Origin of the sequence: Xenophilus sp. Marseille-Q4582 (genome assembly GCF_916700565.1) — a bacterium.
In the GTDB taxonomy this organism is placed as follows: Bacteria; Pseudomonadota; Gammaproteobacteria; order Burkholderiales; family Burkholderiaceae_C; genus Xenophilus.
The window spans coordinates 176379-190928 of the sequence record NZ_CAKAKO010000001.1; the positions used below are offsets into that span (position 1 = coordinate 176379).

Genomic DNA, 14550 nt, shown 5'->3' on the forward strand with positions numbered 1-14550 from the left:
ACCCCCCGTGCCGGGGGGGCGGGTCAGGCGGCAGAGGACGGCGCCGCCGCCTTCAGAAAGCGCCGCGCCTCACCCAGCGGAATGCCGTACATGTCGGCAAAGGCATCCACATCGGTCTGGCCGCTGGCGGCAAAGGCGCGCTGCAGGGCCTCGCGCCGCGCGGTCACGCGGCCGTGCTCGGCGAAGGCATCGTCGATCAGCGCCAGCGCTTCGGGCTTGGACACGCGCGCCTGCTCGGTATAGGCCGCGCGGTCCAGGCCCGAGGCCTCGATGGCTTCGGCCAGGCGGGCGATCAGCTTGGGGCGCAGGTCTTCCTGCGTGCGGCCCTGGCGGCGGCGGTGCAGTTCGACGATGGCGTGGTGCACATGCTCGGGCGCCACGGCTTCCACCACCTCGCCATCCAGGCTGTGGCGCGGCAGGCGTTGCGCGATGGCGTCCAGGTAGCGGCCCGAGCGCGCATGCAGGCCCAGCGCCACCTTCAGTTCGGCTTCGGGCAGCTCTTCAGGGTGGCGCTCGCGCAGCGCTTCGTAGATGCCGCGCTGCAGCGGCAGGAAGCGCGCGCCGAAGAGGTTCGGGTACAGCTCGGCCAGCTTTTCGAGCATCGGATGCACCTGCCGTTCGGGCTTGGCGGCCGGCTTGTTCGCGGGCTTCCTGCCGCGGCCGCTGTCGGCGCGCGCGTCTTCGTTCTGCGGCCGGCGTTCGCCGCGCGTGGTGCCCGGCGCCGGCGCGGCGGTGCCGGCCGCATCGCTGCCACCACGCCGGCCCCGGCCACCGCGTCCGCGTCGTGGGCGCGGCGGCGGCGTGCCTGTGGCGGGGCCGCTGCCATCGGCGTTGCCGGTGGGGGCGTTGTCAGGCGTGGCGGGCGCCGCGGTCGACGGTGCCGCGTCGGACGCTGGCACAGGTGCGGGCGTCGCGGGGCGGGCTTCGGAGTTCACGTCGGTGTCGGTCATGTCGGACAGGAAACTGGAGAAAAGGATCAAACGTGGCGTTGCCGGTCGGCGCGTTTCAGCGCGGACGGAACATGTGGAAGCGGTTGTCGGGCGTGACCGCGAAATAGTCGGCCGGGCCACCGGCCCGCAGAATGGGCTCGGCCGCAGCGGTGTCGTAGATCCCGTCCTTGAGCAGTCGGCGCGCGATGTGCACGCCCACCACCTCGCCCAGCACCAGCCAGGTGTCGACGCGCTGGCCGTCCGCGCCCTGCAGCTGCAGCAGTTGCGTGAGCCGGCATTCGAAGGACACGGGGCTCTCGGCCACGCGCGGCGCGCCGATGCGGCGCGAGGCCACGGGCGTGAGGCCGGCCAGCGCGAACTCGTCCACCTCGGGCGGCACGGCCGCGCAGCTGGCGTTCATGGCTTCGGCCAGCGGGCGGGTCGCCAGGTTCCAGCCGAATTCGCCGGTGGCCTGGATGTTGCGCAGCGTGTCCTTGGCGCCGATGCTGGCGAAGCCGACGATCGGCGGCACGTAGTTGAAGGCGTTGAAGAAGCTGTAGGGCGCCAGGTTCAGGCGGCCCTGGCCGTCGCGCGTCGAAATCCAGCCGATGGGCCGCGGCCCGACCATCGCGTTGAACGGGTCGTGCGGCAGGCCGTGGCCCTGCGCGGGCTCGTAGAAATGGACGTCGGCTTCGATCATGGTCGCTGGAGGACGCTGTCGGGGCGCGCGGCCAGGCTGCGCGCGATCAGCAGACGGAAGGGCAGCAGCATGGCGGCACCCACGGCCAGCTTCACGGCGAGGTCGCCCAGCGCCCAGGTGATCCACGGCCCGCCGGTGCCGGCGAAGCCAATGCCCCAGAACACGGCGCTGTCCAGCACCGCCGCGGCCAGCGTGGCCACCAGCGGTGCACGCCACCAGAGGCCGGCGCGCAGGCGGTCGAACACGCGGATGTCCAGCAGCTGCGAGGCGATGAAGGCCGCGCCCGAGGCGAGCGCGATGCGCGCCGGCGCGAGCCACAGCGAGGCCAGCACCGCCACCGCGAAGCCGACCCAGGCCACGCGCCGCGCCAGAGCGGGCCCGAAGCGGCGGTTGACCAACTCGCTGACCAGGAAGGCCACGGGGTAGGTGAAGGCGCCCCAGGTCAGCCAGTCGTTGATCGCGAACTGCACCAGGATATTGGAGCCCAGCACCACGGCCGCCATGGCGGCGATGGCCAGGGCGAACCAGCCCGCAGTCGGCCGGGCGAAAGCGTTGCGTGAAGGCTGTGGGTTCATGCCGGCACCCGCTGCGCTTCCTGCTCGGCCGCCAGGGCGCGCGCCACGGCTTCGCCCACCTTGATGCCGTCCACGCCGGCCGACAGGATGCCGCCCGCGTAGCCCGCGCCTTCGCCGGCCGGGTACAGGCCGGCCATGCCCGGGCATTGCAGCGTGTCGGCATCGCGCGCGATGCGGATGGGCGAGGAGGTGCGCGTCTCCACGCCCGTGAGCACCGCGTCGTGGCGATCGAAGCCGGGGATCTTCCTGCCGAAGGCCGGGAAGGCTTCGCGCAGCGCGTCGATGGCGTAGGCGGGCAGGGCGCCGTGCAGGTCCCCCAGGCGCACGCCCGGCTTGTAGCTCGGCTGCACCTCGCCGAACTCCTTCGAGGGCGTGCCGGCCACGAAGTCGCCCACCAGCTGGCCCGGCGCGCAGTAGTCGCCGCCGCCGAGCACGAAGGCCTGCGATTCCAGCCGCCGCTGCAGCTCGATGCCCGCCAGCGGATGCGGCCGGCCCTGCACGCGTTCCAGCGTTTCGGGCGACAGGTCGAGGTGCTGGTAGTCGGTCGGGTAGTCCTCGGGCGTGATGCCGACCACGATGCCGGCGTTTGCGTTGCGCTCGGCGCGTGAATACTGGCTCATGCCGTTGGTCACCACGCGGTTGGGCTCGCTGGTGGCGGCCACCACGGTGCCGCCGGGGCACATGCAGAAGCTGTAGACCGAGCGGCCGTTGCTGGCGTGGTGCACCAGCCGGTACTCGGCCGCGCCCAGCGCCGGATGGCCGGCATGGCGCCCCCAGCGCGCGCGGTCGATCAGGCCCTGCGGATGCTCGGCGCGAAAGCCGATGGAGAAGGGCTTGGCCTCGATGGGCGCGCCGCGTTCCCACAGCATGGCGAAGCTGTCGCGCGCGCTGTGGCCCAGGGCCATCACCACATGGTCGCAGCGCATCTCCTGCGTCTGGCCCGTGGCCTGGTCGCGCACCACCAGCCCGCGCAGGCGGCCGGCTTCCACGCGCACGTCCGTCACCTTCTGCTCGAAGCGGATCTCGCCGCCCAGCGACTCGATCTCGGCGCGCATGTTCTCGATCATCTTCACCAGGCGGAAGGTGCCGATGTGCGGGTGCGCCTCCCACAGGATTTCCTCGGGCGCACCGGCCTTCACGAACTCTTCGAGCACCTTGCGGCCCAGGAAGCGCGGGTCCTTGATCTGGCTGTAGAGCTTGCCGTCCGAGAAGGTGCCGGCGCCACCTTCGCCGAACTGCACGTTTGATTCGGGATGCAGCTCCTTCTTGCGCCACAGGCCCCAGGTGTCCTGGGTGCGCGCGCGCACGGTCTTGCCGCGCTCCAGCACGATGGGCCGGAAACCCATCTGCGCCAGCAGCAGCGCCGCGAACAGCCCGCAGGGGCCGAAGCCGACGACCACGGGGCGCAGGCCGCTTTCGGCGCCGCCGGCAGCCGCCCGCACCGGCGCGCGGTAGGCCATGTCGGGCGTGGGCTGGAGGTGCGGGTTCTTGGCGTTGGCGGCCAGCAGGGCCGCTTCCAGGGCCGGATCGGCGAGCGCCACGTCGGCGATGTAGACCACCAGCAGCTGCGGCTTGCGCGCATCGAAGCTGCGCTTGAAGACGGTATGGCTCGCGACCTGCGCGGGCGAAAGGCCCAGCGTCTGCGCGATCAGCGCGGGCAGCGCCTCGGGCGCGTGGTCGAGGGGGAGCTTGAGTTCGGAAAGTCGGATCATGGCGCGGGGCCCGTGGTGATCGGGCATTCGGCGGGCTGCATATTGTCCACGACCGGGCACTGCCGGCCAAACACGCAGGCCGGCGCGCTCAGCCCATCTGCCGCTGCGCCTTGACCCAGCGCTTGAACACGTCCGGGTCTTCCAGCATCCGCTGTTCGCGCTGCAGGTCACGCAGGGCGTTGTGGAGCTTCGCGATCTCGTGCCGCAGCCGGTCGGCCAGCAGCTCCGGGCGCAGTTTGCCGTGCGGGTTCAGGCCGTGGCGGGCCTTGAAGCCGGCTTCGACGGCGCGCACTTCCTGCTGGAGTTCGGCCAGCTGGCCTGCGAGCACCCGGTTGTAGTGCGCCAGCTGGGCGTCGGCCAGCCCCTGCAGGTGGCGGGCGTCGATCTGTTCGATTTCCAGTTGCAGCTGCAGCAGGTCCAGCAGGCGGTGGGCGGCATAGGCCTCGTTCACGCGCTGCATCAGCGCGGTCTTGCGCAGGCGCTCCTGTTCGTCGGGCTCGCGGTCGGGGTGCAGGGCGCTCACCAGCTGGCGGTACACCGCGCGCACGGACTGCGTGGCCTGCACCACTTCTTCCTTTTGCTGGTGGGCCTGCTGCGCGCGCGTGGTGCCCTTGCGCTGGCGCTCGGCGCGCCGCTTTTCGCGCGCGGCCTCGGCCTTGGCGCGGGCGGCGTCCATCTCGGCTTCCACGCGGCGCAGCAGGGCTTCAGTCTCGTCGTCGGCCTCGGTGCCGGGCGCCGCCGCTTCGTTGGCCGGCGCATAGCGCTCGTACATGCCCGCCAGGTGGCGGCGCCGCGCTTCGTCGTCTTCGCCCAACAGCAGGCTTTCGGCGATGCTCGCGATCAATGCGTGCAGCGCTTGCGCATCGGTGCGGCCCAGCCGCATGCCGCCCGAGGCGGCATGGTCCAGGAAGTCCAGCAGCGCCACATGCTGGTCGCGGTACTGGGCGTGCAGCGGCAGATAGTCCTGCAGGTAGCGCTGCTCGTAGGCGTCGATGGCGGCGCTCCAAGCATCGAGCAGGGCGCGCTGCGCAGCGATGTCGTCGTGCAGCCGGTGGAAGCGCTGCTGCTCGGCGCTCTGCGGGGCCGAGTTGCCGTCGCTCGGGCTCAGGTGGAGGCGGCGGGTCGGTGGGGTGGGCATGGTCGCCACAGAGAGGGCGGCGCGCTCAGGCCGCGCTGAGCGCCTGCCAGGCGCTGAACAGCAGCGTGCCGCCGGCCAGGCACAGCAGTCCGCCCACGAGCAGCTTGAGCGTGCGCGGGTGGAACTGGTGCGGCAGCCAGCGATGGAAGCGCGACACCAGGTAGACGGCCGGAAAGGCCGCTGCCGTGAGCGCGGCGGCCTGCCACGAGAACTGGCCCGTGGGCAGCACCACGACCAGCCGCACCAGGCCGCTGAGCGCAAAGCTGAGCAGCAGCACGCGCCGGATCACGTCGGCGCCCAGCGGCTGGCGGTACATGTGGAAGACCAGCGGCGGCCCGCCGCTCGAAAAAAGGCCGCTGAGCAGGCCCGAGAGCACGCCGATGAAGGTGAAGCTGCCGCGGCCGGAGAGTTGGGCGCGGGCGCGGGTCTGCCGCATGAAGAGCAGCGCGCAGACCACGATGGCCGCGCCCAGCAGGCCCCGCAGCAGGTCCATGGCCGTGCCGCTGAGCCAGGCCAGCAGCATCAGCCCAGCCAGGACGCCGACGACACTGCCGTTGAGGATGGGGCGCAGCAGATGCCAGGGGTTCTGGCCCGGATGGTTGCGCAGGTAGGCCCAGGCATTGACCAGCGAGAGCACGGTGGCGGCATTGGCGGCGTCGTTGATCGACGCGATGTGCAGCACCGACGACAGCCCGAGCAGGATCAGGCTGAAGGCGAAGCCCGTGAGGTTCTGTGCATAGGCGGCCAGCGCGGCGCAGCCGGCAAAGGCGAGGGCAGGCCCTGCCAGGGCCTGGAATTGAAGGGACATGGGCAGGGTGGGAAGGCCGCCCGGCCCGGGGGCCGGTGCAGGGGCGCGCCCGGAGCGCAAGCGTGCCGTGGCGGGAGAGGTCGAAGGCTTGGAGAGCGGGGCTGCCCCGCATTGTCGGTGAGCCGCTCACCCCGCCGCCTCAGGGCGGCCCCGCGGCCCGGCTGTGCATGGGGCGAGCCGGACGCGGGCCGGTCCATCAAGCCGGCAGGAAGCCTTCGATGGACAGGTAGCGCTCGCCCGTGTCGTAATTGAAGCCCAGCACCACGGCATCGGCCGGCAGCTCGGGCAGCTTCTGCGCGATGGCGGCCAGCGTGGCGCCCGAGGAGACGCCCACCAGCATGCCTTCCTCGCGCGCGCAGCGGCGCGCCATTTCGCGCGCCGGCTCGGCATCGACCTGGATGATGCCGTCGAGCAGTTCGGTCTGGAGGATCTGCGGCACGAAGCCGGCGCCGATGCCCTGGATCGGGTGCGGCGCCGGGCTGCCGCCCGAGAGCACGGGCGAGGCGACGGGCTCGACGGCATAGACCTTGAGCTTGGGCCACTTCTTCTTGAGCACTTGCGCGCAGCCCGTGATGTGGCCCCCCGTGCCCACGCCGGTGATGAGCGCGTCGATGCCCTCGGGGAAATCGGCCGCGATCTCCTCGGCCGTGGTGCGCACGTGCACGGCGACGTTGGCGGGGTTGTTGAACTGCTGCGGCATCCAGGCGCCGGGCGTGCTGGCGACCAGTTCCTCGGCGCGGGCGATGGCGCCCTTCATGCCCTTCTCCTTGGGCGTCAGGTCGAAGGTGGCGCCGTAGGCCAGCATCAGGCGGCGGCGCTCGATGGACATCGATTCGGGCATCACCAGCACCAGCTTGTAGCCCTTGACGGCGGCCGCCATCGCCAGGCCGATGCCGGTGTTGCCGCTGGTGGGCTCGATGATGGTGCCGCCGGGCTGGAGGGCGCCGGATTGCTCGGCGTCCTCGATCATGGCCAGGCCGATGCGGTCCTTGATGGAGCCGCCGGGGTTGCTGCGCTCGGACTTGATCCACACCTGCTGGCCCGGCCGGGCCACGCCGTTGAACAGGCGCTGGACGCGGATGTGCGGGGTGCGGCCGATGGTGTCGAGGATGGTGTTGGCTTTCATGCAGGTCTCCGGCAAGGGGTGGGACAGACGGGTGAACCAGGCATTGTGGCGATAATCGCGGTGTGAAGCACGCCAGACCGCCGCTGGTGCAAGTGCCGAAAGGCCGCACTGGAGGAACGTCCGGACTGCACAGGGCAGCGCAGGAGCTAACGGCTCTCCACCGCGAGGTGAGGATCAGAGCAACAGAGACGAGTCCCGACGGGAGTGCCGCAAGGCCAACCGCCGGGGGTGAAACGGGCAATCTCTGCGCGCAGCAATACCAAATAGGCCAGCGTTGATGTGGCCCGCGGAGCTGGCGGGTAGGTAGCACCGAGCCGTGCGGGTGACCCACGGCCCAGATGAATGGCGGTCACGCGGCGGCATCCGCAAGGAGGCTGCCGTGCACAGAATCCGGCGTATCGGCGCGCTTCACACTTCTTCCCAAGGCCCTCCCGGTGGAGGGCCTTGCTTCTTCTGCCTCGCCGGGCGTCCTCAGAACCGCTCTTGTGGCCGCAGGCAGCGCCAGTGGCCGGGCGCGAGGCCGGCCATGGGCATCCGGCCGATGCGCAGGCGCCGCAGCGCGGTCGGCGCCAGGCCGGCATTGCGGCACAGCGCCGCGATCTGGCCCGGCTCCGGCCCGTGCAGCACCACGCGCAGGCCGGTCAGCGTCTCGGTCCGGCGGCTGATGCTGGCGCGCGCGGGGCGAAGGCGCTGCAACTGGGCCGCATCGACGGCGCCGTTCACCTCGATGCTGAATTCATGTTCGACCAGCGGCGCATCGTCCAGCAGGCGGCGCGCCACGCCGGGCACCTGGCTGAAGACGACCAGGCCGCTTTCCTCGACCTCGAGCGAGGCCACGCAGCGCTGGTTCATGAACAGGCCGGGCACGGCGGGGCGGCCGTGCAGCGCGTCCTGGCCATCGCGCTGCAGCCGCGCCCAGAAACCCGGCGCACTCCAGTCCAGGCCGGCCGGCTTGTGCACCAGCAGGGTGGCGGGCGCCATGGCCTGCGGCCGGGCGCCCGGGGCCACGGCCACGCGCTGGTCGGCGCGCACGCGCTGCTGGGGCTGGGTGGCGAGCTCGCCGTCCACGGTCACGGCGCCCTGCGCCACCAGTTGCTCGGCTTCGCGGCGCGAGCAGTGCAGTTGGGCCGCCACGCGCTTGGCCAGGCGCTCCCCAGGGTCAGTGTCTTCTTCGCTCATTCATTCCGTGCGGGCATGGGGCATGCCCGCGCCAAGAGCCGCGGCTGCTCTCCTAGATTGTGGTCCGGCGCGCATCGGCGCGCCGGGCTTCGAGCTCGCGCAGGCGTTCCACATGGGCCTGCAGCGAGCGCAGCGCCACCGGCCACAGCGCGCGCGGCGTGTCACCGTAGGCGATGGCCACCCAGTCCTCGGGCGTGCCGTGGGGATTCTGGCGCAGCGCGGCCGCCACCTTGGCCTCGCGCTGCAGGCGGTGTGCCTTGAGCCGCGCGATGGCCGTGCGCGCGAAGCCCAGCACGTGCCCGTGCGCGGGCAGGATGAATTCCGCCTGCAGCTCCTCGCAGGCCGCGTCCAGCCGGTCCAGCGATTCGAGGTAGTCGCTCATGTGGCCGTCGGGCGGGTCGATGACGGTGGTGCTGCCATTGAGGATGTGGTCGCCCGAGAAGAGCAGGCCGTCTTCCTCCAGGAACAGGCACAGGTGGTTGGCCGCGTGGCCCGGCGTGTGCAGCACGCGCAGCGTGTGCGTCACGCGGCGGCCCGGCTCGCCTTCCAGCGGCGCGCCTTCGAGCTGCAGCCGCTCGTGGTTCTCCAGCGCGCGGTCGGGCACGAAGCGCGCGCTGGCGCGGGCGGTGGGTGCCGAGGGCAGGCCGAGGATCGGCGGGCGCGCGGTCTGGCACAGGGCCTGCAGCGGCTGCGCGCCGGGCGAATGGTCGGCATGCGAATGGGTGCAGATGATGGCGCGGATGTCGCCATGGGTGGCGCGCCAGAGCCGGCCCACGTGGCCGAAGTCGTTCGGCCCGGGGTCGATGACGATGTAGCCGCTGTGCGCGTCGCCCACGATGTAGCTGTTGGTGCCCGGCCCGGTCATGGCGCTGGGGTTGGGCGCCGTCAGGCGGCGCACGTTGCGCAGCAGCGGCACGGGGGTGTGGGTCTGCCAGTCCAGGCTGTGCAGCAGCTGGCCGTCGGGGCAGGCCAGGGCCAGCTCGCCGTAGGGGCTGTCCTGCTCCATGAAGCGCGCCTCGCGGCCTTCCAGCCAGGCGCCGCGCGGGCAGCTGCTCCACAGCGGCTTTTCGCGCATGCAGGCCTGCAGCACGGCGTCGACGCGGTCGAAGGCGGCCAGCCGCTGCAGCGTGCGCACGGTGGGGAAGATCATCGGGAAGCGGTCGGCCTCGTGGCGCGCCAGGGCATCGGCCGGGCGCACCCAGGTGGGTTCGAACTGCTCGATCTCGTCGGCCTGGGGCGTCTGGCCCTCGGGCATGCGCGCCACCATGAACAGCACGTCGAAGCGCTTGGGCAGGTCGCGGTCGGTCACCCAGTGCGCCAGCGCCCAGATGCGGTCGGTGGACAGGCGCAGGCCGCGCATCGCGCATTGCTCGGCAAAGGGCACGGCCGGGTGGTAGCCGCGGTCCAGCGCGGCGATCTCGTGCGGCAGCACCGGGCGGCCGTCGGGATGCTCGGCCAGCAGCACGCCCAGTTCCTCGAAGGTCTCGCGCACGGCGGCCACGGCATGGGCCAGGTGGTGGCGGCTCTGGGTGCGACGGCGCATCGCGATGGGGCGGGCCTGCACGTCGGCGTCTTCCACGCGCCCGCCCGGGAACACGTAGGCGCCGGGCGCGAAGCGGGCCACGGCGGCGCGGCGCGTCATCAGCACTTCCAGGCCGTCCGGTGTGTCGCGCAGCAGCAGCAGGGTGGCCGCGGCCTGGGCCGCCGCGGGTTCGCGGACGGCGTGAAGCTGTTGGGAAAGCCGGACCATGGGGGCGGATGATACGTAGCGTGTGTGATCGCTGCAGGGCAGGCCGCCGGGCGGCGCGGGCCGCTCAGGGCGGGCAGCCCTGGCCGGCACGCAAGGCCTGGGCCCGGCCGGCCGTGTCGGGGTGGCTGCTGAACCAGTCGGCCCCGGCGCTTTCCCCGGGGACGGGCGTGGCGCCGTCGGCGCCCGGCGCGCCGCCGGCCTTCTCCTTTGCGGGCCGCGGCGGGCCGTCGATGGTCTGCAGCAGGTCGGCCATGGGCGCCACCGGCAGCCCGGCCTGCCGCATCAAGGCGACGGCGAAGCAGTCGGCCTCGCGCTCGTGGTCGCGGCGGTACGCCAGGTGCGTGAGCACGGTGCTGGCCGTCGCCACCAGGCTGGAGACATCGCCCAGCGCCAGGCCGAGTCCGACGTTGAGCACGCCTTGTTCCACCACCAGCCGCGTGCCGTGGCGGTGCACCACATGGCCCATCTCGTGCGCCAGCACGCCGGCCAGCGCGTCGTCGCCGAGCTTCGCGCGTTCGGCCGCGCGCACCAGCGCGTCGGTCATCACGATCTGGCCGCCGGGCAGCGCGAAGGCGTTGGCCGGCATGCCGCTGCGCAACGCGAGCTTCATGGGCGGCGCGTAGCCGCGGTAGCGTGCGAGCGGCCCGGGCCGCTCCTGCGCGAGGGCGGCGCGCCACTGGGCATCCAGCGCCTCGAAGCGCGCCTGCAGCGCGGCCTGGCGCTCGGCCGGCAGGCGGCTGGGGCGCAGGAAGCCGTCGTCCAGCTCGCGCATGGCCTCTTCGCTGAGCGTCTGCTCCCAGCCCAGCGGCACGAAGCGCGTGAGCTGGGTGGCCGCCCAGGGTGTGCCCCAGCGGTAGAAGGCCACCAGCCCCAGCACCGAGAGCAGCAGTACGGTGGCGAAGACCTGCCAGCGGGTCTGCATGCGCTGCGCCAGGCCGGGACGCGCACCGGCCGCCTGCAGCGCGGCCTGCCAGCGCGTGGCGTCCTCGATCTCCAGGCTGCCGTGCGGGCCCAGCCCCACCACCAGCCGGCGCGGTGCGTGGCGGCCGCTCCAGGTCTCGGGCCAGTCCACCGCGTCGTGCGCCAGGGCCGGCGGCGCGGGCGTGCGGGTGTTCAGCGGATGCACCTGCAGACCCGGGCCGCGCGCACCCGGCCGCAAACCCACGAGCACCGGCTGCGGCGTGCTGTGGATGCCGTCGAACCAGCGGGCCGGCACCAGCTCGGCGGGCGCGGCGGCAGGAGCGGGCGAGGCGGTCATGGACGCAGGCGCCATCCGGTCAGCCGATCAGGTCCAGGCCGAGCGCATCGGCCACGGCATCGCCGAAGCCCTGGTTCTGCTGTGCTTCCATGCGGCCCACGAGCTGGTCGAGCTCGCCCTTGATGTGCAGCGTCACCGATTCCGCCTTCATGCGGTACTCGGCCACGCGCGCGAAGGGCCGGTACAGCCCGAAGGTGATCAGCCCCAGCAGGATGTTCTTGAGCCGCAGGCCCACGAAGGCGCCCGGCCGCAGCCCGCTGCGAAAGCGTGCGACCGCGCCCAGGCCGACGTTGTTCCACATCAGCTGGAACATGCGCGCCTCGCGGTAGGCCAGCGCCGGCGAGCCGGCCAGGAAGAGCGCGAAAAAGCCGACGAAGAACAGCAGCATGATGAGCAGCACCATGCCGAAGCCGCGGCCACCGCCGCCGCCCAGCACGTTCAGCACGCTGCCCAGGCCCGCCAGCACGGCGATCAGCGCGGCCGCGCCGACCAGGGCGAGCACGGTGAGCAGGAACACGCCCACCGTCGCCGCCCAGATGCGCAGGAAGTCGCCGAACACGGGCTTCCAGCGGCCGGGCTGGCCGCCGATGCGCGTGCGCGTGACCAGCAGGCGCTTGTAGTTGAATTCCAGGCGGATGAAGCACAGGACGCTCAGGAACAGGGCGGCCAGCACCACGCCGCCCATGGCCCAGGTGGGGCGGGGCAGCGGGTCTTCCTCGTCGGGGTCGGTGCTGTCGCCGTTCGCATCGGCATCGGGATCGGCATCCGGGTCTGCGTCCCGAGTGGCTTCGTCCTCGTCGCTGGCCGCCTGCGCCGCCGCGATGGCGGCCTGCAATTCCTCCAGTTCCTCGTCGGTGAGAGTGATCTGATCGCTTTCTTCGGCGGCTTCGGTGTCCGCCTCCGAGCGCGCGCCGGGCCGGGTCGGGTCGGTCTTGACGCCTTCCGTGCCAGGGCCGCGCCCGGCGTCGCCCGTCGGCGATGGATCGGCCTGCGGGGCAGGCGGCGAGAGCGCCTCCCGGGCCTGCTGCGCGCGCTGCTCGGCCTGTGCCGCGTCCACCATCTGGCTCAGCGCCAGGCCCGCCGCCAGCCAGACGGCGGCGATGGCGAACACCGGCCAGCTCGCACCGTACACCTCGCGCCACCTGGCGCCGAAGTGCAGGCGCAGCCCGCGCCAGCGCGTGTGGAACAGGCGAAAGCGCATCGCGCTGCCCCAGAGCCAGGGCGCCAGCAGCACGCCGACCAGCATGATGACGCCCACGATCCAGTCCATGCCCGTGTGGCCCGCCACCTCCATGGCGACGTAGAGCGCCGCGAACAGCAGGAAGCCCACCACCATGCTGCGGATGCCCGCCGTGAACTCCAGCGGCTGGCCGGCCACCTCGGTGTGGCCGTAGAAATAGCGGATCGTGCGCCGCCGCGCCCAGGGCGTGTACAGGCCCAGCGTGACGATGGACAGCAGGACGTTGACGATCCACACGCCGAAGTACACGCCGCCATCGCCGCGGAAGGCGATGCGGTGGGCTTCGATGGACGGGGGACGCTCTGTTGTTGTGGGCGGGGGCGGCATCTCGGCCGCCGGGCCCGCGGTGCTCTGGGGGTCGTGCATCGGTGGCTCCTCCTCCTCTGAGGGCGGGCGCAGTGTAGGTCTTCGCCCGCCCGGCCTCGGCCCTCGCTTGACGCCTTTTGCCTACGCGTGGCGGCGCGGCGACAGGCGCATGATCGGCGCTTCTCATCTGCCTGCATCCATTCATGCTGATCCATTGCACGGCCTACCGCGAGGGCCAGCGCGCTGGCGAAGTGCCCCTGGAGGCACTGAAGGCGCGGCTGCAGTCGGCCGAGGCGGAAGGCGACGGCGCCCGCAGCTTCCTCTGGGTGGCCCTGCACGATCCCACATCCGAAGAGCTGGCGCCGCTGCAGGTCGCCTTCGGGCTGCACCCGCTGGCCGTGGAAGACGCCCTGCAAGGGCGCCAGCGGCCCAAGGTGGAGGAGTACGGCGAATCGCTGTTCGCCGTACTGCATCTGCTGAGCTTCGAAAGCGACGAGCCGCATGCCGCGCGGCCGTTCCCCAGGCCGGCCTCGCCGGCGCACCCGCCGCGCCTGCAGGCCGGGCAACTGGCCATCTTTGCCGGACCGCACTACATCGTCTCGGTGCGCAGCCGCAGCGAAGAGAGCCTGGCTCCCGTGCGCGAGCGCTGCGAGCGCGAGCCCGAGCTGCTGCGCGAAGGGCCGGGCTTCGTGCTCTATGCGCTGATGGACGAGGTGGTGGACCGCTACTTCCCGCTCACCGAGCGCATCGAGGACGAGCTGGAGGCGATCGAGAAGCAGATCTTCACCCAGGGTGCGGGGCGCGAGATCCTGCAGCGCCTGTACGCCCTCAAGCGCCGCCTGCGCCTGCTGCGCCATGCCGTGGCGCCGCTGCTGGAGGCCGCGGCGCGCCTGCACAGCGGGCGCGTTCCCCTCTTGTGCGCGCCGGTGCAGCACTACTTCCGCGACGTGTTCGACCACGTGAGCCGGCTGGCGGCGGCGCTGGACAGCACACGCGACAGCCTCGCCACGGCGATCCAGGTCAACCTGTCGCTGGTCACCATCGACGACACCGACGTGACCAAGAAGCTCGCCGCCTGGGCCGCCATCTTCGGCGTGTGCACGGCCTTCGTGGGCGTGTGGGGCATGAACTTCGACGTCATGCCCGAGCTGCACTGGCGCTGGGGCTACCCGGCGGCGCTGGGCCTGATCCTGGCCGTGTGCCTGCTGCTGTACCTGCGCTTTCGCCGCGCGGGCTGGCTCTGAGAACGTGTTTACGATCTTCTGAGTAGCAGCCCCAAGAACGCCATGTGAATGAACTGCAAGCTGGTGTTGAGCAGCCTCTCGCAGTTCTTCCACAGCCTGCGGTTCTTCTCCAGCCACGCAAAGCTGCGCTCCACCACCCAGCGCTTGGGCATGACCTTGAAGGTGCGCAACTCGCTCCTTCTGGCGATCTGCACCGTCACATGCCCGCTCAGAATCTCTTGCACACCCTGCGCAGAGGGCTGGCCTGCGTAGCCGCTGTCGCACAGCAGGCTTTGCACCCCTGCGAGCCTGGGCTTGCAACGCCTGAGCGCCGCCAAGGCTCCCTTGCGATCTGTCACTTCCGCCGTTGTCACGGCCACCGCGTGCGGCAGCCCCTGGGTGTCCACGCAGATGTGGCGCTTGATCCCAGAGACCTTCTTGCCCGCGTCATAGCCCTTCAGGCTCGCCGTGTCGGTGTTCTTCACGCTCTGCGCGTCCACGATCAAGAGCGTGCTGCAAGCGTTGCGCCCCAGTCTCTCGCGGGCCGCGCCAACCTGATTTTTTGAGAACGTGTTCAGTGTCCAACGGGCCGCGCTGCGCCTTGCC

The 14550-nt window shown here is 71.8% G+C and carries 12 protein-coding genes, 1 other RNA gene and 1 pseudogene; 2 read left to right on the top strand and 12 right to left on the bottom strand.

Translation table 11 applies throughout. The features are described 5' to 3' along the window. Positions 1-23: 23 nt before the first annotated feature. From LG388_RS00780 to cysK, 7 genes are all read right to left on the bottom strand, one after another. Positions 24-950 (bottom strand): ProQ/FINO family protein, encoded by a 927-nt coding sequence (locus tag LG388_RS00780; RefSeq protein ID WP_225780948.1) that lies wholly within the window; start codon positions 948-950, stop codon positions 24-26. A gap of 55 nt (positions 951-1005) precedes the next feature. Then, positions 1006-1629 (bottom strand): flavin reductase family protein, encoded by a 624-nt coding sequence (locus LG388_RS00785; RefSeq protein ID WP_225780949.1) that lies wholly within the window; start codon positions 1627-1629, stop codon positions 1006-1008. After that, a complete protein-coding gene (locus LG388_RS00790) occupies positions 1626-2204 on the bottom strand; it encodes a VUT family protein (RefSeq protein ID WP_225780950.1) in 579 nt (192 codons plus the stop codon). The genes LG388_RS00785 and LG388_RS00790 overlap by 4 nt, the downstream gene beginning before the upstream one ends. Then, complete coding sequence (locus LG388_RS00795) at positions 2201-3916, bottom strand: NAD(P)/FAD-dependent oxidoreductase (protein ID WP_225780951.1); 1716 nt, start codon at positions 3914-3916, stop codon at positions 2201-2203. The genes LG388_RS00790 and LG388_RS00795 overlap by 4 nt, the downstream gene beginning before the upstream one ends. Positions 3917-4004: 88 nt before the next feature. Further along, positions 4005-5054 (bottom strand): J domain-containing protein, encoded by a 1050-nt coding sequence (locus LG388_RS00800; RefSeq protein ID WP_225780952.1) that lies wholly within the window; start codon positions 5052-5054, stop codon positions 4005-4007. 25 nt (positions 5055-5079) lie between these two features. Next, complete coding sequence (locus LG388_RS00805) at positions 5080-5862, bottom strand: sulfite exporter TauE/SafE family protein (RefSeq protein WP_225780953.1); 783 nt, start codon at positions 5860-5862, stop codon at positions 5080-5082. 196 nt (positions 5863-6058) lie between these two features. After that, the gene (cysK, locus tag LG388_RS00810; RefSeq protein WP_225780954.1) at positions 6059-6988 is read right to left on the bottom strand and encodes a cysteine synthase A; all 930 of its coding nucleotides are present in this window, start codon (positions 6986-6988) and stop codon (positions 6059-6061) included. A 64-nt stretch (positions 6989-7052) separates the two neighbouring features. On the opposite strand from cysK, the gene rnpB reads away from it, so the two are divergent. Continuing rightward, positions 7053-7402, top strand: an RNA gene (rnpB, locus tag LG388_RS00815) — RNase P RNA component class A. A 57-nt stretch (positions 7403-7459) separates the two neighbouring features. Here rnpB and LG388_RS00820 read toward each other — a convergent pair. From LG388_RS00820 to LG388_RS00835, 4 genes are all read right to left on the bottom strand, one after another. After that, entirely contained in the window at positions 7460-8167 is a 708-nt protein-coding gene (locus tag LG388_RS00820; RefSeq protein ID WP_225780955.1) for an RNA pseudouridine synthase, read from the bottom strand. 52 nt (positions 8168-8219) lie between these two features. After that, positions 8220-9917: an MBL fold metallo-hydrolase gene (locus tag LG388_RS00825; protein ID WP_225780956.1), complete on the bottom strand. Its 1698-nt coding sequence runs from the start codon at positions 9915-9917 to the stop codon at positions 8220-8222. Between the two features lie 64 nt (positions 9918-9981). Further along, the gene (locus LG388_RS00830; protein ID WP_225780957.1) at positions 9982-11175 is read right to left on the bottom strand and encodes a M48 family metallopeptidase; all 1194 of its coding nucleotides are present in this window, start codon (positions 11173-11175) and stop codon (positions 9982-9984) included. A 19-nt stretch (positions 11176-11194) separates the two neighbouring features. Further along, positions 11195-12742: a YjgN family protein gene (locus tag LG388_RS00835; protein WP_225781788.1), complete on the bottom strand. Its 1548-nt coding sequence runs from the start codon at positions 12740-12742 to the stop codon at positions 11195-11197. A gap of 182 nt (positions 12743-12924) precedes the next feature. Here LG388_RS00835 and LG388_RS00840 point away from each other — a divergent pair, with 182 nt between their 5' ends. Further along, on the top strand, positions 12925-13965 hold the full coding sequence (locus LG388_RS00840; protein ID WP_225780958.1) for a magnesium and cobalt transport protein CorA: 1041 nt from the start codon (positions 12925-12927) through the stop codon (positions 13963-13965). A gap of 8 nt (positions 13966-13973) precedes the next feature. Here LG388_RS00840 and LG388_RS00845 read toward each other — a convergent pair. Continuing rightward, a pseudogene (locus LG388_RS00845) lies at positions 13974-14507 on the bottom strand (IS5 family transposase); the annotation flags it as partial. Positions 14508-14550: the final 43 nt, after the last annotated feature.